This window comes from Subtercola vilae, from assembly GCF_004923255.1.
Classification (GTDB): domain Bacteria; phylum Actinomycetota; class Actinomycetes; order Actinomycetales; family Microbacteriaceae; genus Subtercola; species Subtercola vilae.
On record NZ_QYRT01000015.1, the window covers coordinates 17,962 to 40,194 of the forward strand.

Annotated in this window: 22 protein-coding genes; 7 read left to right on the forward strand and 15 right to left on the reverse strand. The window is 68.0% G+C overall.

Annotation, left to right across the window (positions count from 1 at the left end):
- Positions 1-3: 3 nt before the first annotated feature.
- The 8 genes from D4765_RS09535 to D4765_RS09570 all read right to left on the reverse strand — a co-directional run bounded on the left by D4765_RS09535 (position 4) and on the right by D4765_RS09570 (position 8,714).
- The gene (locus tag D4765_RS09535; RefSeq protein WP_136642073.1) at positions 4-1,638 is read right to left on the reverse strand and encodes a GMC family oxidoreductase; all 1,635 of its coding nucleotides are present in this window, start codon (positions 1,636-1,638) and stop codon (positions 4-6) included.
- A 96-nt stretch (positions 1,639-1,734) separates the two neighbouring features.
- Complete coding sequence (locus D4765_RS09540; RefSeq protein ID WP_136642074.1) at positions 1,735-2,343, reverse strand: thiamine pyrophosphate-dependent enzyme; 609 nt, start codon at positions 2,341-2,343, stop codon at positions 1,735-1,737.
- Positions 2,340-2,840: a thiamine pyrophosphate-binding protein gene (locus tag D4765_RS09545; protein WP_136642075.1), complete on the reverse strand. Its 501-nt coding sequence runs from the start codon at positions 2,838-2,840 to the stop codon at positions 2,340-2,342. Before D4765_RS09545 ends, D4765_RS09540 begins: the two co-directional genes overlap by 4 nt.
- Positions 2,837-4,342: an NtaA/DmoA family FMN-dependent monooxygenase gene (locus tag D4765_RS09550; RefSeq protein WP_136642076.1), complete on the reverse strand. Its 1,506-nt coding sequence runs from the start codon at positions 4,340-4,342 to the stop codon at positions 2,837-2,839. The genes D4765_RS09545 and D4765_RS09550 overlap by 4 nt, the downstream gene beginning before the upstream one ends.
- Positions 4,339-5,361, reverse strand: a complete 1,023-nt coding sequence (gene add / locus D4765_RS09555) for an adenosine deaminase (RefSeq protein ID WP_136642077.1) — start codon at positions 5,359-5,361, stop codon at positions 4,339-4,341. The genes D4765_RS09550 and add overlap by 4 nt, the downstream gene beginning before the upstream one ends.
- Before the next feature lie 84 nt (positions 5,362-5,445).
- The gene (locus D4765_RS09560; RefSeq protein WP_136642078.1) at positions 5,446-6,327 is read right to left on the reverse strand and encodes a carbohydrate ABC transporter permease; all 882 of its coding nucleotides are present in this window, start codon (positions 6,325-6,327) and stop codon (positions 5,446-5,448) included.
- On the reverse strand, positions 6,324-7,304 hold the full coding sequence (locus tag D4765_RS09565; protein ID WP_136642079.1) for a carbohydrate ABC transporter permease: 981 nt from the start codon (positions 7,302-7,304) through the stop codon (positions 6,324-6,326). The genes D4765_RS09560 and D4765_RS09565 overlap by 4 nt, the downstream gene beginning before the upstream one ends.
- Positions 7,305-7,307: 3 nt before the next feature.
- Positions 7,308-8,714 (reverse strand): ABC transporter substrate-binding protein, encoded by a 1,407-nt coding sequence (locus tag D4765_RS09570; RefSeq protein ID WP_136642080.1) that lies wholly within the window; start codon positions 8,712-8,714, stop codon positions 7,308-7,310.
- Between the two features lie 201 nt (positions 8,715-8,915).
- On the opposite strand from D4765_RS09570, the gene D4765_RS09575 reads away from it, so the two are divergent.
- The 4 genes from D4765_RS09575 to D4765_RS09590 all read left to right on the forward strand — a co-directional run bounded on the left by D4765_RS09575 (position 8,916) and on the right by D4765_RS09590 (position 13,743).
- Entirely contained in the window at positions 8,916-9,851 is a 936-nt protein-coding gene (locus D4765_RS09575; RefSeq protein ID WP_161580404.1) for a sugar phosphate isomerase/epimerase family protein, read from the forward strand.
- A gap of 62 nt (positions 9,852-9,913) precedes the next feature.
- Positions 9,914-11,044, forward strand: coding sequence for an ROK family transcriptional regulator (locus D4765_RS09580; RefSeq protein ID WP_136642082.1), 1,131 nt, complete (start codon positions 9,914-9,916; stop codon positions 11,042-11,044).
- Positions 11,045-11,117: 73 nt separating this feature from the next.
- Entirely contained in the window at positions 11,118-12,683 is a 1,566-nt protein-coding gene (locus D4765_RS09585; protein ID WP_136642083.1) for a GMC oxidoreductase, read from the forward strand.
- Between the two features lie 235 nt (positions 12,684-12,918).
- The gene (locus D4765_RS09590; RefSeq protein WP_338054632.1) at positions 12,919-13,743 is read left to right on the forward strand and encodes a tryptophan-rich sensory protein; all 825 of its coding nucleotides are present in this window, start codon (positions 12,919-12,921) and stop codon (positions 13,741-13,743) included.
- 28 nt (positions 13,744-13,771) lie between these two features.
- Here the strand turns inward: D4765_RS09590 and D4765_RS09595 are convergent, their stop codons facing one another.
- On the reverse strand, positions 13,772-14,173 hold the full coding sequence (locus D4765_RS09595; RefSeq protein WP_237280347.1) for an SHOCT domain-containing protein: 402 nt from the start codon (positions 14,171-14,173) through the stop codon (positions 13,772-13,774).
- Between the two features lie 158 nt (positions 14,174-14,331).
- Positions 14,332-14,901 carry a TetR/AcrR family transcriptional regulator gene (locus D4765_RS09600; RefSeq protein ID WP_237280348.1) on the reverse strand — a complete coding sequence of 190 codons (570 nt, stop codon included), beginning with the start codon at positions 14,899-14,901 and terminating at the stop codon, positions 14,332-14,334.
- A gap of 108 nt (positions 14,902-15,009) precedes the next feature.
- On the opposite strand from D4765_RS09600, the gene D4765_RS09605 reads away from it, so the two are divergent.
- On the forward strand, positions 15,010-16,062 hold the full coding sequence (locus D4765_RS09605; RefSeq protein ID WP_136642121.1) for a zinc-binding dehydrogenase: 1,053 nt from the start codon (positions 15,010-15,012) through the stop codon (positions 16,060-16,062).
- Between the two features lie 76 nt (positions 16,063-16,138).
- On the opposite strand, the gene D4765_RS09610 is transcribed toward D4765_RS09605, so the two are convergent.
- Entirely contained in the window at positions 16,139-17,029 is an 891-nt protein-coding gene (locus D4765_RS09610) for an SDR family oxidoreductase (protein WP_136642084.1), read from the reverse strand.
- 83 nt (positions 17,030-17,112) lie between these two features.
- Between D4765_RS09610 and D4765_RS09615 the strand changes: the two genes are divergently transcribed.
- Positions 17,113-17,697, forward strand: a complete 585-nt coding sequence (locus D4765_RS09615) for a TetR/AcrR family transcriptional regulator (RefSeq protein WP_136642085.1) — start codon at positions 17,113-17,115, stop codon at positions 17,695-17,697.
- A gap of 151 nt (positions 17,698-17,848) precedes the next feature.
- Here D4765_RS09615 and D4765_RS09620 read toward each other — a convergent pair whose 3' ends face one another.
- From D4765_RS09620 to D4765_RS09635, 4 genes are all read right to left on the reverse strand, one after another.
- Complete coding sequence (locus tag D4765_RS09620) at positions 17,849-18,979, reverse strand: hypothetical protein (RefSeq protein ID WP_136642086.1); 1,131 nt, start codon at positions 18,977-18,979, stop codon at positions 17,849-17,851.
- Between the two features lie 50 nt (positions 18,980-19,029).
- On the reverse strand, positions 19,030-19,320 hold the full coding sequence (locus D4765_RS09625) for a hypothetical protein (protein WP_136642087.1): 291 nt from the start codon (positions 19,318-19,320) through the stop codon (positions 19,030-19,032).
- 51 nt (positions 19,321-19,371) lie between these two features.
- Positions 19,372-19,653, reverse strand: a complete 282-nt coding sequence (locus D4765_RS09630; protein WP_136642088.1) for a hypothetical protein — start codon at positions 19,651-19,653, stop codon at positions 19,372-19,374.
- A gap of 111 nt (positions 19,654-19,764) precedes the next feature.
- On the reverse strand, positions 19,765-21,291 hold the full coding sequence (locus tag D4765_RS09635) for an MFS transporter (protein ID WP_136642089.1): 1,527 nt from the start codon (positions 21,289-21,291) through the stop codon (positions 19,765-19,767).
- 117 nt (positions 21,292-21,408) lie between these two features.
- Here D4765_RS09635 and D4765_RS09640 point away from each other — a divergent pair, with 117 nt between their 5' ends.
- A complete protein-coding gene (locus D4765_RS09640) occupies positions 21,409-22,188 on the forward strand; it encodes a TetR/AcrR family transcriptional regulator (protein WP_136642090.1) in 780 nt (259 codons plus the stop codon).
- The last annotated feature ends 45 nt before the right edge of the window (positions 22,189-22,233 follow it).

The window sequence follows — 22,233 nt, forward strand, 5'->3', positions numbered from 1 at the left end:
GCGTCATCGGGAAGCCACGGCGGCCAGGGAGGCCGCGATGAGGGTGGCGGCGCGCTCGGCGACGGCGATGACGGGGGCCTGGGTGTTCGAGGTGGGAATGACGGGGAAGACGGAGGCGTCGGCCACCCAGAGGCCGTCGACGCCGTATACGCGGAGCTCCGGGTCGACCACCGCGCCGGGGCCGGTGCCCATGGCGGCGGTTCCGCAGGTGTGGAAGAAGGTCGACACGCTCGACCGCACAAACGCAATCTTCTCCGCGCGCGAGAGCCCGCGGGCAGGCGACACCGGGTCGGCGCCCAGCTCGCCGTACGCCGAGGTGGCGGCAAGCTCGCGCACGACGTCGAGGCTCTCGATCAGCGCCTCGAGGTCGTCGGGTTCGGCGAGGTAGTTGGGTTGCAGCTCGAGCGCGCTGTGCACGCCGGCGAACGGGTCGGCAGTGCGCAACCGCAGGTACCCGACGCTTCGCGAGTGCATCAGCCCCGGCGCGATGGCGAACACCGAACCCTTGCCCGCCGCTCCGGTGCCGCCGGCGGCCCCCGTGAAATCGTGTGTGGCGCGCACCTCGTCGGTGGCATGCGGGCCTTGAACCACGAACGCGTGCAGGTCGGGCTTGCCGCGGGCCTTCGAGCTCTTCCAGTTGAGCATGCTGCCGCCGCCGTTGTCGCGGGTCGCCCCGAGTTCGCCGCGTGCGCGAAAGTTCACCCCCATGAGCAGGGGGTGGTCCTGCAGGTTCTTGCCGACCCCGGGCAGTGCCACGCGCATCCGGATGCCCAACGGCACCAGCTCAGAAGGCTCGCCGATTCCGGCCAGCATCAACAACCGCGGAGTGATCAGCGCCCCCGCCGCCAACACCACACCCTGTCGCGCGCGCACCCGAACCGTCGCGTTCCCGTCGGAGACTGCCCGGTACTCGACGCCCACGCAGCGGTCGCCCTCGAACGTGAGCGCGGTGACGGTGGCGTCGGTGAGAATGGTGAGGTTCGGCCATCCGGATGCCGGGTCGAGGTAGCCGCGAACGGTACTCCAGCGCGTCATGGTGCCATCGTCTTCAATGGTCACGTTGAGGTTCGAGAGCGTGGCACCCTCGTTGTCGGCCGCGTTGGCGTCGTCGATGACGGGCAGCCCGAGCTCGGCCGCTCCGTCGAGCATGGCCTGGGCGACCGCGTGCGGCGCCGTCGAGGTACGCACCTTCATCGGTCCACCGGCACCGCGGAAGTCGGTCTCCCCGCCCTGCCAGTCTTCGCTCTTTCGAAAGAACGGCAGCAGGGTTTCGAAGTTCCAGCCGGTGGCGCCCGCGGCCTCCCACTCGTCGTAGTCGCTGGCGTGGCCGCGGTACCAGAGCATCGCGTTGATGCTGCTCGAGCCGCCGAGCACTCGCCCGCGCGGAATGCCGATCTCCCGCCCTGCTGTATGCGAGGTTGCAGCGTACGACTGCTGCCAATCGAAGCGGCTGCCGATGAGCTCGTTCCAGGTGCCGGCTGACCGGATGCCCGGCTGCCCCGCATCGCTCGGCCCGGCCTCGATCAGCAGCACCTCGAGCGCAGGGTTCTCGGCCAGCCGCCGTGCCAGCACCGAACCTGCGGCCCCGCCGCCCACGATGACGATGTCGGCCTCGCGCGCGGGCGCTCCCCCGGTCATCCGGCGCACCGACCGGTGATCGCGGCCCGACTCCCGGCGTGGGTCTCGAGCGCGGAGTGGGCCCGACCCGTGCCGAAAGCGAAGCCCACGCCGGCGCTAATTGTGCTCACTGGGACCCATGATGACGACACCCTCGGTCTCTTCGACGTGCCGCACGAAGATGTACTTGTCTTCGCGCCCATCGCTGTGTTTGCGCTTGATGCCGGGCTGCAGAACGCCGTCGACCTTCGCCACGATGACGTAGGGCACGCTGGCCGCGAGCCCCTCGGCGCAGAGCGCGTCGAACTCCTCGAGGGTCGTCGCGGTGAACGCCTTCTCGACGCCGCTGGCCCGCGCGATGGCAGCGAGGTCGACACGGCCGGCCGCGGTGTGCGTTCGGGGGCCGCCGATGGAGAGGTACATCTGGTTGTCCCACACGATGGTGAGCAGGTTCTCGGGCTGCTCGTTGCCGAGGGTCGCGAGAATACCGAGGTTGAACAGCAGCCCGCCATCGGTGTCGAGCGAGATGACCTGCCGGTGCGGCAGCCCGACGGCGAGCCCGAACGCCTCGCCCGTCACGCAGCCGAGCTGCTGCTGAAAGAGGCTGGCCGCCCGCATGTGCGGCGCGGCGTTGTACCACTCGTCGACGCTGCCGCCGAGCGAGAGAATCACGAGTTCGTCGGTCAGGCGCTCACCGAGCTTGGTCATGCAGTCGTAGCGTTTCATCGAACGATGCTCCCTCCGAGGGCGATGGCTGAGTGGTAGTAGGCCGCGTACGACCAGCTGAAGGCATCGGTGATGGCCTCTTCGATCGCGTCTTCGTCGCGCACCACGCGGTAGGGCACCCGCAGGGCATCCAGCATCGGCTCCATGGTGATGCCGTGCGGAATGGCCCACCAGTTGTTCTCGCCGAGTTCGCCGCGGTAGCTCATCAGCATGACGACCGGGATGCCCGCCCCGAGCCCCATGCGCGCCAGGGGTTCGACCGACGCGCGCAGCCCCGAGTTCTCCATCACCAGTACGGCACGCTTGCCCGAGAGAAAGACGCCGCCGCAGATGGCCGCGCCTTCGCCCTCATTGGTGACGGGAATGGTGCGGATGTCCGGGTCGGCGTCGAGCGCCGGGTACAGCTCTTTGAAGAGCGAGTCTGGCAGGTAGCAGACCACCGTGACCCCCGCCTTCTTGAGCCCGCGGATGACCGCGTCGACGGCAGTGGATTTCATGCGGGGGTCTCCTCTGGTGTGGCGGATGCGATGGGTGCGGGCCGAAACCGGGCGCCCGGGTGGGTGGCGGGCAGCCGGGCGCGACCCGGTTCGAAGAGTCGCTCGCGCAGCGTCGGGCTCGTCGCAGCAGGGCTGGTCGCAGCAGTCTCGGCAGCAGCTGCGGCAGCAGCTGCGCCACCCGTCGCCGCGGCACCCACCGCCCCGCGCGCCACCAGCAGCGGCAGCACCAGCTCGATGAACTCGACGTACGCCTGCTCGTCGCCGAACGTCGGCTCGAGCATGAACCCGTCGATGTCGCTGCCTTCGGCGATGGCGATCAGCTCATCGGCCACCTCGGCCGGGCTGCCGGTCACCTGAAAGCCGCGGTTGGCCTTCATACGAAAGCTCTCGAGCACCTCGCCCACGGTCGGCACGCGCGCGCCGCCGGCGGCACCCGAGCCCGCACCCGCACCGCCACCACCGCTCCCCCCAGCGAACCGGTCGACCAGCGTCTGCCCCTGGTCTGACGTGCCCACCACCAGCGGAGTCGCCGGATCGACCCCGCGGTAGTCGACCCCCGTGAACCCGGCGTAGATCACCGCCGCATCGTCGACCTCGTAGAGCGCCTCGAGCTCGCGCCGCTTCGCCCACGCCTCTTCGCTTGTCGCCGCGACGGTCACCGTGACCCCCGAGATGACCTTGATGTCTCCGGATGCCCGCCCGTGCCCCACCGCCACAGCACGTATCTCGGCCACGTGCGCCGCCGCCTTCTCGACGGTCTGCCCCTGAATGAGCACCACCTCAGCGTTTCGCGCGGCGAACGCCCGCCCGCGCGCCGAGGTGCCGGCCTGAAAGAGCACGGGGCTCCGCTGCCGTGAGGGCGGCACCGCAAAGTACCCCGATGCGCTCAGGTACCGCCCCTCGTATTCGGTGCGGTGCAACTTGGCGGGGTCGACGAGCATGCCCCGTGCGGCATCCATCACCCAGGCATCGTCGTGCCAGCCGCCCTCCCAGAGCGCGAGGCTGATGTCGACGAACTCGTCGCCGATGTCGTAGCGCGAGTCGTGCGTGGTCTCGTCGGTCACGCCGAACAGCTTGTCGACGGTGGCCTGCGAGCTGCCGGTGACGATGTTCCAGCCGATGCGGCCGTTCGTGTAGTGGTCGAGGGTGGCGTACCGACGAGCCGAGGCGTACGGCTTCTCGACGGTCGTCGGCGAGGTGACCACGAAGCCGATACGTGTCGTCGCCTGCGCCAGCGCCGCGATCATCAGCATGGGGTCGAACCCCGGAAACTGGATGCCCGCGGTGGCCACCTGCGACGGCAACTCGCCATCGATGGTGGGGTACCCGTAGGTGTCGGCGAAGAAGAGAAAGTCGAACCCGGCCGTCTCGAGCAGCTGCGCCACGCCGATCCAGTACCCCACGTCGCTGTAGCGGTCGGCGCGCCCGTTCGGGTGGCGCCACGTGGGCATGCCGTTGCTCGGGTTCATCATGTCGAACACGCCGAGCGAGAGTTTCTTCATGAGCGCGCCTCCGGGTCGAGCAGGTGGTCGAGCGCCAGGAACGCCGCATCGACCTGGGCCAGGTACCGTGCCTTCTCGGCGTCGTCGCACCAGGCCGCCTCGAAGGAGGCCCGGGCGAGGCGCTTGGCGTCGCCCGCGGCCAGACCCATGGGTGGCAGGGCATCGCGGTACTCGGTGGCGATGTCGGTGCGAAAGAACACGGCGTCGTCGGTCGAGAGCGTGACGGGCAGGCCGGCGGCGATCATCCGGGCAATGCGGTGCGACGGGTCGAACGGCCACGCCGAGAGCACTCTGGTCGAGACGGGCGTGCAGGCGAACGGGATGCCCGAGCCCTGCGCCACGGCGAGCGCCGCCGCATCGTCGACCACCCGGTAGCCGTGGTCGATGCGGTCGACCTTGAGCGTCTGAATGGCGTCGACCACGTTCTGCGGGCTCGCGGCCATGGTCTCGCCGACGTGCGCCGTGCGCTTCAGCCCGTGGCGACCGGCGAGCTCGTACGCCTCGGCGAAACGCAGCGGTGCCTCTTCGCCTTCGGCCGTGAGGTCGTCGAGGCCGATGCCCAGAACGTAATCGCGCGGGTTCGCGGCGACCTCGGCGACCAGGTCGACGGCGCTCTCTGGGCCGTGCGCACGGTTGACGGCCGCGATGAGGCCGAACCCCACGCCGAAGTCGGCTTTCGCCTGGGCCAGGCCGTCAGCGATCGAATCCATCACGAAGCCGTATGAGAGGCCGCGGGCGCGAAAGTTCAGCGGGTTCACGAAGTACTCGCGGTACTTCAGGCTGCCCACCTCGACCGCGTCACGAACGCCCTCGTAGGCCACCGTGGCGAAGTCGTCGGGCGCCACCAGAACCTCGTGCGCGGCGTTGAACACGTCGAGAAAGTCGACCAGGTTGTCGAAGTCGAGCAACGTGTCAACGCTGTCGCTCTTCAGGGCGACCCCGTTCTTCGCCGCGAGCTGCAGCAGGCGCTCTGGCCTCATCACCGAGACGAAGTGGCAGTGCAGCTCGGCCTTCGGCAACAGCTGCAGGTAGTCAGTGAGAGCGAGAATGTGCGGAGCCTCTCGAGTGCGGGTGAGACGAGGTGGGGCGGAGCAGTGAGTCCATCATCCCTTGAGTGAGCCGCCCGTGATACCAGCGACGAAATACCGCTGCAGGCCGATGAGCACCGCGAGCGGAACAATCACCGAGATGAAGGCGCCGGCGGCCACCGAATTCTGGCCGAGGCCGCTCTGGGTCTGAAAGAGCGAGGCGAGCTGCAGGGTGATGGGGGCCTCGTGATTGGCGACTCCCATGAACACCAGCGGGGTGAGCAGGTCGTTCCAGCTCCACAGAAACTGCAGAATCGCCAGCGACGCCAGAATGGGCGTGATCAGCGGCAGAACAATCTGAAAGAAGAGCCTGAATTCGCTCGCCCCGTCGATTCGTGCCGCCTCGATGAGTTCTTCGGGCAGCGTGAACAGGTAGCCGCGCACCAAGAAGATGCCGAACGGCACGGTGAACCCCACCTGCCAGATCCACACCGTGGCGATCGACCCACCGAGCCCGAGGTGCCCGAACAGCTGCAGCAAGGGCGTGATGGCGAGCTGCGGCGGGATGGCCAGCAGTGCCACGAGCAGAATGAAGACGAACGCCTTGCCGCGAAAGTGCATGCGGGCCAGCGCGTAGGCGCCGAAGGCCGAGATGATCACGGTGAGAATCGTCGAGGGCACCGCGATGGCGAGCGTCGAGACGAGGCTGGTGTTCAGCTCGAGCAGGTCGGAGGCCCGGGTGAAATTGTCGAGCGTGACGAGCGGCTTCACGAAGATCATCCACCAGCCGCCGGCCGCGGTGTCGGGGTTGGTGCGCAGCGACGTGGCGACCATGGCCAGCAGCGGCGTGAACCACACCGCGCAGAACACGAAGATCACCACATGTACGACCCAGCGCGGCACCCGCGTCAGAATCGGAATCTTCGCTTTGCGCCTCTTGGGCAGGGCGACACTCATGTGAGGCCTTCCTTTCGCATGTTGCGCAGGTTCAGCCAGAGCACCGGAATCGCGGCGACCAGCAGCAGCACGGCGATGGCGGCCGCGTGGCCGAGGTTGGTGGGGTTGCGAAAAACTTCGTTGTAGAGCTTGTTGGCCACGACATCGGTGCCGTTGTTGCCGTTCGTCATGATGTAGACGATGTCGAAGATCTTCAGCGCGAACATGATCTGGGTGGTGATCACGGTGAGCACGCTCGGCCAGATGGTGGGCAGCGTGACGTGCAGAAACACGCCCCACTCCGAGGCCCCGTCGAGGCGGGCGGCCTCGTTGAGTTCCTGCGGAACCGCTTTCACCGCGGCCGTGATGATGAGCAGGGCGATACCGAGGGATGCCCACACCGCCACCATGATGAGCGAGAGGTTGTTCATCCACTGGTCTGCACCGGCCGGGCGTGCGAGCCAGGCCACCGGTTCGATGCCGAACGCCTGCAGCACCGCGTTGAACACACCGAGCTGGGTGCGGCCGGCGGGGGCATAGGTGTACATCTGGCGCCACGTGACGGCAGCAGCAGTGAATGAAACGGCGGTGGGCAGAATGAGGATGACCCGCGCAACCTTCTCGTAGCGCACCTTGTTCAGCAGCACGGCCATCAGCACGGCGACCGCGGTGACGCCCACAGGAAACACGATGAGCCAGAGCAGGTTGTTGAGCAGAATGGGGCGCATCTCGGTGCCGAACGCCCAGATGAAGTTGGTGAAGCCCGCCCAGGCGCTCCCATCGGCACCGCGCAGGCTCAGGCCGAGCGACACCACGATCGGGTAGATCAGGGTCACCGCGATCATGATGCAGGCGAGGGAGAGCCACACCCAGGGGCGCACTCGGCGCTGGGCTTTCGGTCGCAGGTGAGAGATGACCCACTCCGCGGCCGCCACGATGAGAATCGTGACGGCCGGAAGCGCGACCGCGCCGACGACCAGTGCGATCAGACTGGGCATGGGCTAGTTGGCGGGCACCAGCGCCTGGATTGCGTCGAGTTGCGCATCCAGGGTCGATGGGTCTTGGGCGATGGCGATGTTGGCTTTGTCCCAAGCGGCCACCACGGCGGTGGGCATGGTGCCGGTCGGGCCGATCACGATCGTCGAGGCGTTGTTCAGCAGGTCGGCCGAGGCCTTCATCGTGGCGTTCGGGTAGCTCGCGAGGGCGACGTTCTTATTGCCGACCGACCAGCGGCCGCTTGCCGCGATCAGCGACTGTGCGTCGCTCGACGCCCAATACTTCATGAACGCCTCGACCGTGGGGCTGTCTTTCGACTTGAGCGCGCTGAGCACGTGACCGGCGGTGTTCTGCGCGGTGTCGGCAGCGGGGGTCGCACCGGGAACGGTGAAGAAGTTCATGTCACCGGGAACCTGCACGTTCGGGTAGGTGCTCGTGGTGAGCCCCACCGCGTAGTTGCCCCAGAGCGAGAGCTGGCACTGCTGCGGGGAGCTGAACATGCCCGTGGTGTAGTTGAGGAACGACGTCGAGACGACCGTCTGCGGGCCGCCGTTCACCATCGTCTTCGAGCCGGCCACGTCGGCATAGCGCTGGAATGCCGCCTTCACCTCGGGTGAGTTGAACGGCAGGGTGCCGTTCGCCCACGCGGCGAGCTTCTCGGGGCCGTACATCTTCAGGAACATGTTCTCGACCCACGACTCGGCCCGAAAGCCCGAGCCCGGCCCGGCTTCGAGCGCCATGCACCACGGGGCGACACCGGTCGCGGCCTGGGTGGTGGCCCACGTGTTGAGCTCGTCGTAGGAGGCCGGCTTGGTGGGGCCGGTGTAGGTCTTGGTGTTGTACCAGACCATGAAGGCGTCGGTCTCGCCCCAGATGCCGTAGGTGTCGCCGTTCACGGTGACGGCGTCGAGCAGGCCCTGGCTGTAGTTGGCCTTCAGTGTGTCGCCGAGAATCGAGTTCAGCGGCAGAAAGAGGCCCTGCTTGGCGTACGTGAGTGCAGTACCGGCGCCCTGGGCGTCGACGATGTCGGGAACGTTGTTCGAGGCGATGCCGGTGGCGAGAACCGTCGACCAGTCCTGGCTGCCGGTGTAGTTGATCTTCGTGCCGGTGGCGGTGGTGAACGGCGCCATGGCATCGGTGAGGGCCTTTGCCTCGTCGCCGCTGGTCACGCCGAGAATGTTGATCTCGCCGCCGAACTGTATTCCGCCCGAGGCGGTCTTCGCTGCAGCGACGGCCGCATCGACGAGTGCAGACGGCAGTGTTCCTGCGGCAGAGGTGGCAGCGCTGGTGGCGGCTCCTCCGCTGCTCGAGTCGCTGGCGCTGGCGCAGCCCGTGACGGCGAGGCCCGTCGTCACGCCGAGGGCGATGACAAGGCGCAGCCTCGTGGCCGGCCGCTTTCGTGAAAAGTTCATGACACTCCTGTTTATGTCGGGTGGCGAGACAGTGGTGCGGGAAGGGCGACCGGCGCTGGGTGCCGCTCGTGAGAACCGAAGCTATTGGGTTTTCGAGGGCGTATCAACGAATTTTGCGGTATTCGCCCAAAACTTCTCACGTTCGTAACATTTCGGGCGGATATCGCATAATACTGAGATCTACCTCGAATGGAGCCCGCCATGCCCACCCACTACGGTGTCGACCTCATCACCTTCTTCCACCCGTCGTTCTGGGGGCTCAGCACCGACGAGGAGTTCGAACGGCTACGCAACTCGGCGCCCGAAACCGTCTGGAGCACCATCTTCGACGCCCTCAGCGAATCGGGCATCAGCCACATCGAGATGACGTTTCCCCCGGCCGACTTCACCACCGCACTGCAGGTCTTCGGTTCGGCCGAGGGCTTCCGCCGCGAGCTCGATTCCCGCAATCTGACACTGAAGAGCGGGTTCTACGGCCTGCAGGGCGCCGATCTCGACCCGGCCGCGGCGGCCGACGCCGTGACCCCCTACCTCGAGTTTCTCGCCGCCGCCGGGGGCGACACCCTCGTGGTCGGCCCGCCGATGCGCGCCACCGTCGGCAGCACGCCGCCCGTCTTCGCCGACCTCGGCCTCGCGAGCAGGGTGGCGGATGCCCTGCACCACATCGGGCACCGCTCGCTCTCACTCGGGGTGAAGACCGCGCTGCACACCGAGGCGCACTCGATCTTCTACACCGCCCGCGACATTCAGCTCATGATGACGCTGACCGACCCCGACTACGTGTTCCTCTGCCCCGACACCGCCCACATCACGCTCGGCGACAGCAACCCTGTCGAGGTCGTCGAGCCGTGGCGAAACAGAGTGGTCATCGCACACTGGAAAGACGCCACGGGCCCGATGCCGGCCGATGTACCGATCGATGCGGGCATCCACACCGCCCATCGCGAGTACATGTGCACACTCGGCGAGGGCGTCGTCGACTGGCGCAGCTGGGCGCGGCTGATGGAGAGCACCGGGCACTCCGACGTGACTCTGCTCGAACTCGACGCCACCCCCGACCCGATCGGCGAGATGATCGCCGCCCGCACCTTCGTCGAATCGGTGCGCGCCGAGGTGCTGGGTTCGTCTTCGAACTAAGCTCTCACTCGCCACCCCGGCAGCCCACCACACCGATGCCAGCTCACAGATAAGGACACCGGATGCCCGCTCTGCAGCCCGCGGCAATGCGCAAGCTCAACCAGGGCCTCACCTCGCGGGCGCTGTACGGCTCACCGGCTCTCACCATGGCGCAGCTGCTCGAACTCACCAGCCTCTCGCGGCGTACCACCGAGGCCATTCTGAGCGATCTCGTCGAGAGCGGGTGGGTACGGGAGACCCCGCCCTCGCCCGGCCAGTACGGGGCGGGTCGACCGCCGCGGTTCTTCGAGTTCAAGCCCGACAATCGGCTGCTGATCGGCGTGCAGATCGACCTGGTGTCGGTGACCGCCGTGGTGGCCGACGTGCGCGGCAGTATTCTCGGCCGTCGACGCGAACAGGTCGACAGCCGTGAGTCGCCCGAAGAGACCACCCGGGTGATCGCGAGCGCCATCAAGGCGGTGCTTCGAACATCCGGGCGCACCAAGAATTCGGTGATCGCGTGCACCATCGCCTCGGGCGGAACAATCAGCGATGACGGCTACATTCTCTCGCTGCCGAACGAACCGGCGTGGTCGAATGTGAGCATCGGGGTGGCGCTGGCCGACACGTTCGACTTTCCCATCTTCACCGAGAACGATGCCAACCTGGCGGCGCTCGGCGAGCAGTGGCAGGGCGCGGCGCAGGCTGTCGACACGTTCATCTGGCTGATTCCCGGGCAGCTGCAGGGCGCCGGCATCGTGATCAGAAACCAGATCTACCGCGGCGTGAACGGCGGCGCGGGTGAGATCGTGCACGCCGAGACGCTCGGGTTCGGCGACATTCAGAACCATCCGCTGTCGTACCTGACATCACCCGACCCTGCGCTTCGAGGCGGCGCAGAACTCATCGTCGCGGCGGCTCGGCGGGGCGACGCCGCAGCTCTCGGCCTGTTCGACGAGTTCGCGCAGGTGATGTCGGGCATGCTGCGCACCCTCTCGTGGACCCTTGCCCCGCCCCTCATTGTTCTCGGCGGAGGTGTCGAGGTGGCGGGCGAACTGCTGGTGTCGAGGCTCTCGGCAGAGATGGAACGCACCGGGGCGCCCGGCGTCGAGCTCCGCGCGTCGAGCCTCGGGGGCGACGCGGTTCTGGTCGGTGCGGTGAAGTACGCGCTCGACCGCAGCGATGTCGAGATCTTCGGGCCGCTGGTTCGCTGAAACACAACCGTCACGTATTTATGCTACAAAGTAGCTGAATTACTTTTGAACGGCGTGCAAGGGAGAACAACGGATGCTCGGCAACTCGGTTGACGTTCTGATTGTGGGCGGCGGAATCATGGCCGCCGGGGTCGCCCGCCAGCTGCGTGACGCCCGGCCCGGTGCCCGTATCCTCATGGTCGATGCCGGCACCGTTATCGGCTCCGTCGCCGGCCAGCATCTGCACGACTCCCCCGACGAAGCCATCTGGTCGCGCTACAACGCCCGCGTCTCCACCGGCGTGCAGTCGCACTACCTGGGCGCCGAGACGACCGCCGACATCGGCCCTACCGTAGTGGGTGCCGAACCCGGCATATACAACCTCTCGGCCTTCGGCGCCGACGCCGACGCCATGCCCGCGAGCGCCGTGGCCTGGAATGCGGGCGGTATGGGCGTGCACTGGACAGCGGCGACCCCGTGGCCGTTCGCCTTCGAGGCGTTCGCGGCTCCCGGTGCGCCCGAGGGGCAATGGCAGGCCGATCTCGCCTCCGCACAGAAGCTGCTGCACGTCGACCCCCACCCGTACTCCTCAGGGGCACCCGGCGACACGATGATCGCCGCCCTCGACGAGGTGTTCGGGCCCGCCTCGGCCGAAGGCCGGCACCCCCAGCCGATGCCGATGGCGGTCACCCCGACGACGGGCACCGATGCTTCCGGCACCGACATGCACGCTGCCACCGCCTCGCCCAGCGGCGAGATGCTGCGCACCGGCCCCAACCGCATCTTCGAGCCGATCGCCACCGGCGGCGACCCCTTGTTCGAGCTGCGCCCGGGCACCCTCTGCACGCGGCTCGAGTACGCCGGCGGCCACGTCTCCGGCGCGACGGTACGCACCATCGAGACCGGCGAGACGTACCTGATCGAGGCGACCGTGGTGGTGGTCTGCGCCGACACCATTCGTACGCCGCAGTTGCTGTGGGCATCCGGAATCAGACCCGAAGCCCTCGGCCAGAACCTCAACGAGCACGCTTTTCTCTCGGGGCGCGTCACGGCAGACCACGAGCGCCTCGGCATCGACCTCAGCACCCTCACCCTGCCGCGCGAAGGCGAACACTTCATCGGCTCGTACTGGCTGCCGACCAGCGGCGAGGGCCAGCCGTTTCACGGCCAGATCATGGATTCGCCCATCACCGACGAGGCCGGCGAGATCGTCGGGTACGCCGTGGGCCTGTCGTGGTACGTGCCCACCGAGACCAGAGCCGCGAACCGCCTCGAGTTCTCCGACACCGAACTCGACCCCGCCGGCATGCCGCGCCTGAGCGTGCACTTCTCCTACAGCGACGCCGACCTCGCCCTCATCGAGCGGGGCCGCCAGAGCCAGGCCCTCGCCGGCCGCGCCCTCGGCGACTTCGACCCCGACCGTGACTCGGCCCTGCTCGCGGCCGGCTCGTCGCTGCATTACACCGGCACCGTGCGCCTCGGCCCCGTCGACGACGGTACGAGCGTCTGCGATGTGGATGCCCGGGTGTGGGGTTTCGACAACCTCTACCTCGCAGGCAACGGCGTCGTGCCCACCCCGCTCGCCTGCAACTCCACCCTTACCGGCATGATCACCGCTGTGCGCGCCTCTCGCGCGGCTGCGCGGCACCTGCCCGCCTGAGGGCCGCGGCCTGCTCGAAGACCTACTCGACACGGCGGGCCTCGAGGCCGCCCAGATCCTCAACCTGATGTAGCCGCACCCTGGCACGCGCCGCTGAGTGACGCCGGGCAGAGCCGGAGTGCTGGACCGAGTCGCCCACGACCGGGCGGAGCGCAAGCCCAGGGCAGAAGCGCGCGGAGTGTGGGTGAATAGAGGGGCCCGGCGATGAGCGCCGGCCGAGCATCCGGAGGCCACCGTGCAGATCAGAGACATCGTTCGCCACGTCGTCGTCGCCGTTTCGGCCGTCATCGCCGTGGTCGGGTCGTTCATCGGTTCGGGAGCGGCGGGCGGAACCCCCATCGCCGAAGCCGCAGGCGGAGCCCTCGGAGCCGACGCCACCCTCATCGCCCCGGCCGGCCCCGCCTTCTCCATCTGGAGCGTCATCTACGTGGGGCTCGTGGCCTACGCCGTGTGGCAGCTGCTGCCGGCCCAGCGAACGGATGCCCGCCAGCGCACCCTGGGCTACCCCATCGCCGCGACGCTGATCTTGAACGCGGCCTGGATTCTGAGCATCCAGGCGGGGCTCCTCCCCCTCAGCGCGATCATCATCGTGCTGCTGCTGCTTTCGCTCGTCTACGCCTTCGCGCTCGCCCTGAACACTCGGGCGACGGGGGCCCGCCGGCAGGGCATCGTCGAGACGCTGCTCGTCGATGCGACGATCGGTCTCTACCTCGGCTGGGTCTCGATCGCGACCGCCGCAAATCTGACGTCGTTTCTGCAGACCGCTGGTTTCAGGGGCTTCGGATGGTCGGCCACCCTCTGGGGCGTGCTGGTCGTCGGCGTGGCCGGGCTCATCGGCGTACTCGTGGCGTTCTGGAGCAAGGGGCGGTTCGCGCCCGCCGCCTCGCTCGCCTGGGGGCTGGTGTGGGTGGCGGTCTCCCGCATCACCGGCTCGCTCGACTCCGGCCCGGTTGCGGCCACCGCCGTCATCGCAGCCACGGCTGTTGTGCTGGTCACCCTCGTCGTGCGCGCGACCGGCGCCGCACACACAGAAGCCCTGCGGTCACAGCCGAAGCAGTGACAGCAGGGCTTCACAGCCGCGTGGTCTCTCAGACCGAAGGAGTCACGCTGAGGGCGTGCGCCTTCAGCGAATCGAACTCCTGCTGGTTGATGGCGCCCGAGTCGAGCAGCGACTTGGCCTTGACGATCTCGTCAGACGGGCTGAGGCCCGCGACAGTCTTGATGTAGTTGTCGGCCGCGGTCTGGGCCTGCTTCACGTTGGCAGCCTGGCGCTCGGCCATGCCGCGACCGCGGAAGATCAGGTACGCGAGCACGGTGAGGAACGGGATGAACACCAGGAAAATGATCCAGATGGCCTTGTATCCGCCGGCGATCGTGTGGTCACGAAAGAGATCGCCAATGACGGAGAAGAGAGCCATCAGGTAGGCGATGAACGCGAATGTCCAGAAGAAGACACTGACGATGTTCCAGAAGCTGTCAAAAAATCCCACGGTACCCCTTGTCTGCGCAGGCAGCGCCCGCAGCGTGCCAAACTTACCCTGTTCGGGGGATGCTTCTGCGATGCCCGGTCTGCCGGCACTGTCTCCGCCCGCTCACAGCAACTCGAAAGCCGGTTCGCTCAGGCTGGTCACGGGCAACAGCGTCGCCGTCACGCCCTGAACGCGTCGATGGCGAGCTCGGCGAACCGACGAGCGCCCGCGAGCCTCTGCTGCACGCTGCCGCCGGGCAGCCCGCGTGCGGCCGCAAGAAAGAGCACTAAGTCGTCGAGCACGAAGTCGGCCCGCAATCCGCCCGCACGTTGCGCGCGACGGGAGAGTTCGGCGAGCGAACCCAGGAGCGCGGCGCGGTGTGCGTCGAGGTCGATCGACCGGGCATCCGTCGACAGGAACGCATCGATGAAGCGCTGGTTCATCGCATTCAGCTCGCCCACGCGGCAGAGCACCGCACAGAACCCTCGCCAGGGGTCAGGGTCGGCGCACTCTTCGTCGACGATCGCCCGGCACGCGCGCAGTTCGTCGGTGAAGATCTCGTCGATGAGTGCCTGTTTTGTGGGAAAGCGGCGGTACAGGGTAGCCGGGCCCACTCCGGCGCGGCGGGCCACCTCGCGCAGAGGTACGTCGAGGCCGCGTTCGGAGAACAGCGCCCGCGCCGCGTCGAGCACGAGCTCACGGTTCTCCTCCGCGTCGGCGCGCAGCATCTGAGGCAATCGAGTGGCCATACCTCTCACTTTATCGAAGTGGACGTGGGCGTCCGGTACTGTCTCGAATGAACTCACGACCGGGTGACGGAGTACTCCGAACATCCCACGACAGAAACGATGACGGCAATGCGAGCAGTGGCGATTGAAACCTTCGGAGATGCGAGCGGGATGACCGTGGTCGAGCTGCCCGAACCGGTGGCGGGGCCCGGCCAGATGCTCATCGCGGTCGAGGCAGTCGGTGTCGGGGGCGTCGACGCGGTCATCCGGCGCGGAACGCTCGGCAGCGCCGCATTCGTCTCGGGGCACATTCCCGGCAGCGAGGTGGCTGGGCGCGTGATCGGGGTCGGCGAGGAGGTCGACAGAGCGTGGCTCGACAAGCGCGTGTGGGCATTCACGGGCGTGGGCGGCGGGTATGCCGAGCGGGCGGTCGCCGCGGTTGACGATGTGACAAGCCTGCCAGAGGGTCTCTCGGCGATCGACGCTGTGACGCTCGGCAGCGCCGGGCCGGTGGCGCACTTCGCACTCGCTCACGCCCGGTTCGCGGCGGGTGAGTCGGTGCTGGTGCGCGGGGCCGCGGGGAGCATCGGCATCATGGCGGTGCAGCTCGCGGCGGCGCGCGGCGCAGGCCGGGCGGAGCCTGTGATCGGCGTCACCACGTCGTCACCCGAGCGCGGTGACCGCCTGCGAGCGCTCGGCGCGACCGACGTGCTCGACCGCGACGGTAACAGCAACAGCAACAGCAACAGCAACAGCAACAGCAACAGCAACAGCAACAGCAACAGCAACTCTGTTGCCGGCGTTGATGGCAGCACCGAGGCCCCGCACGAATTCGACGTCGTGATCGACATCGTCGGCGGCGAGGCACTGCCGAGCTTCTTCGACCGCCTCGCGCCGAACGGGCGCTTCGTGTCGGTCGGCATCGTGGCCGGCTACCCACCCGCCGATTTCGGCATGCCGCTCATGCGCGGCTTTCAGCGGTCGCTCTCGTTCGCCACCGTCAGCCTGAACACCGTGCCCATCGCGGAGCGCAACCGGGTGCGTTCCGAGCAGTTCGAGGCGGCGGCCCGGGGCGAACTGGTCGCCGTGGTGCACGACGTGCTGCCGCTCGCGCAGGCCGCCGACGCACACCGCCGGATGGATGCGGGTGAAGTGTTCGGGCGCATCGTGCTGACACCGTAGCCGGTCGGGCCGGTCCCGAGCCGCGCCCGGGTCGGTCACGAATTGCTCCCGAATTGCTCCCGAATTGCTCCCGAGCTCAGCCTGCCAGCACCGGGTAACCCCCGGCAGCCAGATCGGCGAGCATGCTCGGGTGCGTGGGGCGCCAGCCGAACGTGTCACGTGTCCAGGTGCTCGATGAGGGTTGGTCTGCGGCGAAGACGGCTCCGAGAAAACCGAAGTTCTCTGCCGCAACCGCTTCGACGGGCATCCGGAGCTGACCACCGATGGCCTCGGCGAGGGAGCGCATCGTGTCGCCCTCGTCGGCGACGGCGTGCACCACCGTGCCCGCTTCGGCCTGTTCGAGCACGAGCCGAAACAGTGTTGCGGCGTCGCGTCGGTGCACGGCGGGCCAGCGCTGGCTGCCGTCGCCGATGAACCCCGAGACGCCCGAGCGCTCGGCGGCGGTGATGAGAATGCCGGCGAACCCGTAGCTCACCCCGGCCTCGTGAACCGAGCGCGGCAGGCGAACGACGGCAGAACGAACCCCTTTCTCAGCCAGTTTCAGCACGCCTTGGGCGTTGCGGCCGCGCCCTCCCACGGGCCCATCGACCAGCGCAGGGTCATGCTCGGTCGACGCGCGCCCGGCCACACCGGGCGTGCCAGACGCGATCACCAGCGGCTTGCCGGTCTCGATGAGCGCCGCGCCGAGCGTCTCGAGCGCAAACGCCTCTTCGGCGACTCCCTCTGCGAACTTGGTGAAATCGTTACTGAAGGCGAGGTGAATGACCCCGTCGCTCTGCTCTGCTCCGGCTGTCAGGATGCCCGCATCGTCGACGTCGCCCCGAAGAACGGTTGCGCCCAGCGCTTCGATGATCTGGGCCGAGCCCTCCGACCGGGCCAGGCCCAGAACCTCATGGCCCGAGGCGATGAGTTCGGCGGTGACGGCCGAGCCGATGCCCCCTGAGGCACCTGTGACAAAAACACGCATGAGAAGCTCCTTTTGTGATGCGACTTGACTCCCATCACCCTAGCACCGTGATGCGACTCTTGTCGCGTCGATAGACTGGGCCCATGCCTCGTTGGGAACCTGATGCTCGTGCACGCTTCGTCGTCGCCGCCCTGCAGCTCTTCACCGACCAGGGGTACGACGACACCACGGTCGCCGAGATCGCCGAACGGGCTGGGCTCACGAAGAGCACCTTCTTTCGCCACTTCAGTGACAAGCGCGAGGTTCTCGCTGCCGGGCAGGAGACCCTCTCGCGGCTCCTGGCCGACGGCATCACGGCCGCGCCCGCGTCGGCAACCCCGCTCGAGGCGGTGGGTGCTGGCCTCGCGCACGCGGCGGCGACCATGACGCAGTTCAACCGCGAACTGGCCCCCCGGCTTGCGGCGGTCATCGCCTCGAGCTCCGAACTGCAGCAGCGCGATGCCCTGAAGCGGGTAGGCATGGCGGCAGCCATGACGGATGCCCTGCGTGCTCGAGGCGTGCCCGACCCCGTTGCCTCCGCGGCGGCCGAACTGGGGCTACTCGCCTTCAAAGAGGCATTCGCGGCGTGGGTCGCCGACGAGTCACCCACCGAAAGCCCCACCGAGCTGGCCGACCTGATGCACGGGTCGCTCGACCGCTTGCGCGCGGCGGTCTCGCAACTCGGCTAGGAGCCCGACGCCCGAACTTCCAAAGCCCTATCGTTCGATTTGGAGGTGTTCTATCGTTCGATTTGGAGGTGTTCTATCGTTCGATTTGGAGGTGTTCTATCGTTCGATTTGGAGGTGTTCTATCGGTCGATTTGGAGCATGCGGCCGACGATCACGCGGGCAGCGCACGCACGACCTCGGCAGCGTCGATACCGTCGTCTTCGCGCAGCCGTAGGTCGCGGTCGAACACGCGCCGCACCGAGTTTCCGGCGAGGTCTTCGAGGCGCGTGGCAATGTGCAGTCGCCAATCTGCCCGCGAAGCGCTGGCGGTAATGGCAGCTGGGGCGAACGCCCACTCGGAGCCATCAGAGCTGACCGAGACCATACCGGGCACCGGATGCCCGCGACCGTCTCGAAGGCGAATGCAGCTCAGTGCGAGCGCGCGGTCGAGCGGCCTCTCGAACCGAACCACGAGCGCATCGCCGCCCAGCACGCAACCGCGGGAGGCGCCGCATGCCGCCCAGCGCAACTCCCACCGGGCCGGATCGACGCGGGAGCGCACGGGCGCCGCGACGCGGAAGCTGCGCGAAGCGCCCGTTGAGAGCAGGGCGCCCCGGGCATCCAAAAGCCCCGAACCCACGCTGAATGTCACGGTAGCGCCCTCGACGAGCGGCGCGCCGACCACGGCATTCGGCTGCAGGCCGCGCTTGATGCGACCCGGTTCGAGCAGCGCGGTCAGGCGTCGGCGGCTGCGATCCCACAGTTCGGGAGGGAGGTCGTACAGGGCTCCCGCGATCTCAGTGCCGTTCGCGTCGAGGAGGCGCAGCTGCCCGGCTGAACTACCTTCGGGCATCTCGTGAGAGAAGGTGACGGCGAAGCGCAACAGGTTCGCGGGCACCTCGCCGCCGCCGGGGTCGATCGAGACGACGGTGGTGAGGCGAGGGGGTGGGCCGCCCGGCACCGCCACCCGGGCGCATTCGGCCCACACGCCGCTCGCGGGGTCGCGGCGAGCCACCACGAAGACGCTGCCCGGCGCGGCGGCGAAACGCGGCGTGAAACGCAGACCGCCGATCTCCCGCTGCCACGACCCCGCCATCGCAACGAGGTCTGCAGTGCCGAGCACCGCGTCGGCGGGAACCACAGCGAGCGCGCGGGGCCACGCGTCGGCAGAGCCGTGCGCGGCACTCCCTCTGGTGAGGTCGGGCAGGCCTGGCAGGGCCCGACCGTTCACGATCACAGCACCCTCCACCCACGCGGCCCGCACGCTGCCAGCGTCGCCGGGCAGACCGACGGCAGCCGACACGCCGCCCGCATTGCTGCCCGAATCGCCGCCCGAATCGCTGCCCGAATCGCTCAGAGCACCGCCGCCTCGAGTGTGCGCAGCCGCTGCTCTCCGTCGTCGTTCTGCACCACCACCACGGCGCCGCGGTCGAGCGAGGCCATCCACGTGACGCCGGCATGCGCGTCGAGCGTCTCGCGCTCGACGCCGAGCGGCGCCCCCGGCTCCGACATCGGTTGCGTCAGCCCCGCCTGGCCTGCGATCGAAGCGGCCGCGATCTTCAGCAGCGGATGCCGCGTGTTCGACACCAGCAGAAACTCCTGGCCGTCACGGTCGTACGAGACCAGGCTGAACGGCTGGTTCATCGGGCCCAGTTCGGCCACCGTGCGCCCCCGCACAAGCGCCCCGTTCTTCAGTTACAGATACACGGCATGCGACTGCGGGTGAACGGTCATCCCCCGGATGATCGCACCCCCGCGCTCCACCCCGAGCAGGGAAGCGAGCTTGGCGTCGAGCTGCTCGACCCGAACACGCTGCGCCCCCTCCTGGGCCGCGCCTTCGGGCTCGAGTTCGAACGCGAACACCGTCGCCGCGGCCACATCGGCGACGAACAGCACGGCACCGCCGCTCGGCGAAAGCTCAGGCGAGAACAGCAGCGGGCCGGCAGAGGCGAGGGTGATCGGGGTCGAAACGGTCATTGCGGGTGGGCTCCTTAGCGGATCATCGTGAGCCCTTTATACACCTGCAACCTTGTCGCTTTCGGCGGAATATCTCCCATTCCCCGGGTTTCTCCTGCCCCATTCCCCGGGCTACTCCTGCCCCATTCCCCGGGTTTCCACTGCCCCATTCGCAGCATCGTCGCCGCCCGCACCCGCCCGCCGAGTGCGCACGATTCCCCACCCGACAAGGGCAGCCGCGATGACGGTGAGACTGAGCGCCGAAATGGTGATCGCCTGCTGAAACTGGGCCGTCTGCGCAGGTACCCAGTTCGTCGAGGCAAGGGTACCGACGAACACCGCAGCCAGAACCGTTCCGGTCACGGCGACACCGATGGCCGAGGCGACCTCCGTCACAGAGTCGCTGAGGGCGGCACCGATGGAGGTTCTGTTCTTCGGCAGACCGTTGAGCACGTTCACCGCGGCGACCACGCCCACCACCCGCAGCCCGGCGGCCACCAGGGCCAGCGAGATCGCCACCCACGCGTACCCGAAACTCCCGAGTACCGCGTAGACGGCGAGCCCGATCACGACCGCCGACGCACTCAGCCACGCTGCCCGGCCCAGACCGACGCGTTCGACGAACGGGTTGACGAACGGCCCGGCCCCGAGCAGCACGACGACCTGCGGCAGCATGCCGAGGGCTGCGAGGGCGGGCGGCCACCCCCAGGCGAGCTGCAGCTGCAGCGTCACCATGTAGCCGAGGCCCGCGGTGGCCAAGCCGGCCGCAGCTTTGAATGCGAGGCCGCTCGAGACGAGCGGGCGGGCGATGAGCTTCAGATCGAGCAGCGGATGCCGAGCCGTACGCTCCCGCCGCACAAAGGCAATCGCCCCCGCGACGGCCGCCGTCGTCATGGCCCACGGCAGCCACGAGCCCGCACCCTCGTTCACGAACAGCGTCGGCGCAACCAGCGCGAACACAATTGTCGCCGTGCCGAGCGCTGCGCCCGCGACATCGATCGGGTCGCGGTGCAGGTCGGCCGCGTCATCACGCGCGATTCCGAACCGGATGCCCACAAAAGCCAGCGCCGCAATCGGAACGTTCACCAGCAGCAGTACCTGCCACGGGGCGATCGCGAGCACCAGGCCGCCGACCGTGGGGCCCACGGCGAGGCCGACCAGACCGACCGTCGAAATGAGCGTGATCGCGCGCACCCGCAGGCTCTCGGTGTCGAACAGACGAAACGCCAGCGCCATCGAGCCGGGAGTCGTCATGGCCGCCGCGATGCCCATCACAACGCGAACGGCGATGAGCTGGTCTGCGGTAGTCACAAACGCCGTCGCGAGGCTCGCCACGCCCAGCAGCACCAGGCCGATAAGCATGATGCGTCGCCTGCCAAACCGGTCGGCCACTGCGCCGAAGACGAGCATGAGCCCACCGAAGACCACGGCATACGAACCCGTCACCCACTGCAGACCGGTCGTCGATGCGTGCAGATCGCGCCCGATCGTCGGCAGCGCAACATTCAGAATCGAGTTGTCGAGCATCTCGAACAGAAAGATGGCCGAGAGACCGGCCAGAGCCAACCCCGCCGCTCGCAGCGATGTGGGAGAGGAGGCAGACGCAGGCGCCCCACCGGCTGCGGTTATCGTTTCGTCGGGGTGGCGCTGGGCGCTCATGGGCGCTCCTTTCGTGATGAATCACGGTGATCGAGATGGTTATGAACGAACAATGTTCGTAATGACGTACTTAGTTATATGCCGCGAACCACGTTCGTGTCAAGGTACGATGTCAGCATGCCCGCGAACCCAAGACAACGCCGCAGAGACCGCCATGCCCCGTCGCCGTCGGCCCCCGCAGCATCCATCACCCCACGAAAACTGCCGCTCACCGTCGAGCGCATCACCGATGCCGCGCTCGAGGTCGTCGCCACCCAGAACTACGATGCGCTGACAATGCGAAGCGTGGCGAAGCTGCTCGACACCGGCCCTGCCTCTCTCTACGCTCACGTCGTGAACAAGGCCGACCTCGATGAGCTGATCATCGGCCGGCTCTGCAACCAGTTGGTCTTGCCCACGCCCGACGCGGCACGCTGGCGCGAGCAGATCGCCGACGTCTGCGCGCAGCTGCGTGACCAGTACCTGGCGTACCCGGGTATTTCGCGGGCCGCCTTCGCCATGGTCGCCACCGACCTCGATGTACTGCGCGTCGCCGAGGGCATGCTGGCCATCCTGGTCACCGCCGGCATCGACCCACAGACCGCGGCCTGGGCGATCGACGCTCTCTATCTCTATGTGGGTGCGTACACGCTCGAGATCTCGCTCGCCGCACGAGGGGGAATCGATTCCGGCGGTACCGACGAAATCGACGGCTCCGGCCGCGCCGGCGACACCGGCCGCCCCGACGCCGACGGGGTCGTCGGCCGCGAGCAGCGCGACGAGGTGCTTCGCCGTTTCTCCGCCCTGCCGGCCGACACCTTTCCGAACACCCGACGGTACGCCACCGAGTTGACCTCTGGCACCGGGCACGAACGGTTCGACTTCACCGTGGGCCTGATGCTCGCCACGCTGCTGTGAGGGTGTGCTTCACGACGGCCGCGGCGAAGTGCTGCAGAGAGGGGC

What these genes read in the sequence shown, in the direction of transcription:
- D4765_RS09535 (WP_136642073.1), bottom strand. Translation starts at nt 1,638, where the DNA reads ATGACCGGGGGAGCGCCCGCGCGCGAGGCCGACATCGTCATCGTGGGC.
- D4765_RS09540 (WP_136642074.1), bottom strand. Translation starts at nt 2,343, where the DNA reads ATGAAACGCTACGACTGCATGACCAAGCTCGGTGAGCGCCTGACCGAC.
- D4765_RS09545 (WP_136642075.1), bottom strand. Translation starts at nt 2,840, where the DNA reads ATGAAATCCACTGCCGTCGACGCGGTCATCCGCGGGCTCAAGAAGGCG.
- D4765_RS09550 (WP_136642076.1), bottom strand. Translation starts at nt 4,342, where the DNA reads ATGAAGAAACTCTCGCTCGGCGTGTTCGACATGATGAACCCGAGCAAC.
- D4765_RS09560 (WP_136642078.1), bottom strand. Translation starts at nt 6,327, where the DNA reads ATGAGTGTCGCCCTGCCCAAGAGGCGCAAAGCGAAGATTCCGATTCTG.
- D4765_RS09565 (WP_136642079.1), bottom strand. Translation starts at nt 7,304, where the DNA reads ATGCCCAGTCTGATCGCACTGGTCGTCGGCGCGGTCGCGCTTCCGGCC.
- D4765_RS09570 (WP_136642080.1), bottom strand. Translation starts at nt 8,714, where the DNA reads ATGAACTTTTCACGAAAGCGGCCGGCCACGAGGCTGCGCCTTGTCATC.
- D4765_RS09575 (WP_161580404.1), top strand. Translation starts at nt 8,916, where the DNA reads ATGCCCACCCACTACGGTGTCGACCTCATCACCTTCTTCCACCCGTCG.
- D4765_RS09580 (WP_136642082.1), top strand. Translation starts at nt 9,914, where the DNA reads ATGCCCGCTCTGCAGCCCGCGGCAATGCGCAAGCTCAACCAGGGCCTC.
- D4765_RS09585 (WP_136642083.1), top strand. Translation starts at nt 11,118, where the DNA reads ATGCTCGGCAACTCGGTTGACGTTCTGATTGTGGGCGGCGGAATCATG.
- D4765_RS09600 (WP_237280348.1), bottom strand. Translation starts at nt 14,901, where the DNA reads ATGGCCACTCGATTGCCTCAGATGCTGCGCGCCGACGCGGAGGAGAAC.
- D4765_RS09605 (WP_136642121.1), top strand. Translation starts at nt 15,010, where the DNA reads ATGCGAGCAGTGGCGATTGAAACCTTCGGAGATGCGAGCGGGATGACC.
- D4765_RS09610 (WP_136642084.1), bottom strand. Translation starts at nt 17,029, where the DNA reads ATGCGTGTTTTTGTCACAGGTGCCTCAGGGGGCATCGGCTCGGCCGTC.
- D4765_RS09615 (WP_136642085.1), top strand. Translation starts at nt 17,113, where the DNA reads ATGCCTCGTTGGGAACCTGATGCTCGTGCACGCTTCGTCGTCGCCGCC.
- D4765_RS09625 (WP_136642087.1), bottom strand. Translation starts at nt 19,320, where the DNA reads ATGAACCAGCCGTTCAGCCTGGTCTCGTACGACCGTGACGGCCAGGAG.
- D4765_RS09630 (WP_136642088.1), bottom strand. Translation starts at nt 19,653, where the DNA reads ATGACCGTTTCGACCCCGATCACCCTCGCCTCTGCCGGCCCGCTGCTG.
- D4765_RS09635 (WP_136642089.1), bottom strand. Translation starts at nt 21,291, where the DNA reads ATGAGCGCCCAGCGCCACCCCGACGAAACGATAACCGCAGCCGGTGGG.
- D4765_RS09640 (WP_136642090.1), top strand. Translation starts at nt 21,409, where the DNA reads ATGCCCGCGAACCCAAGACAACGCCGCAGAGACCGCCATGCCCCGTCG.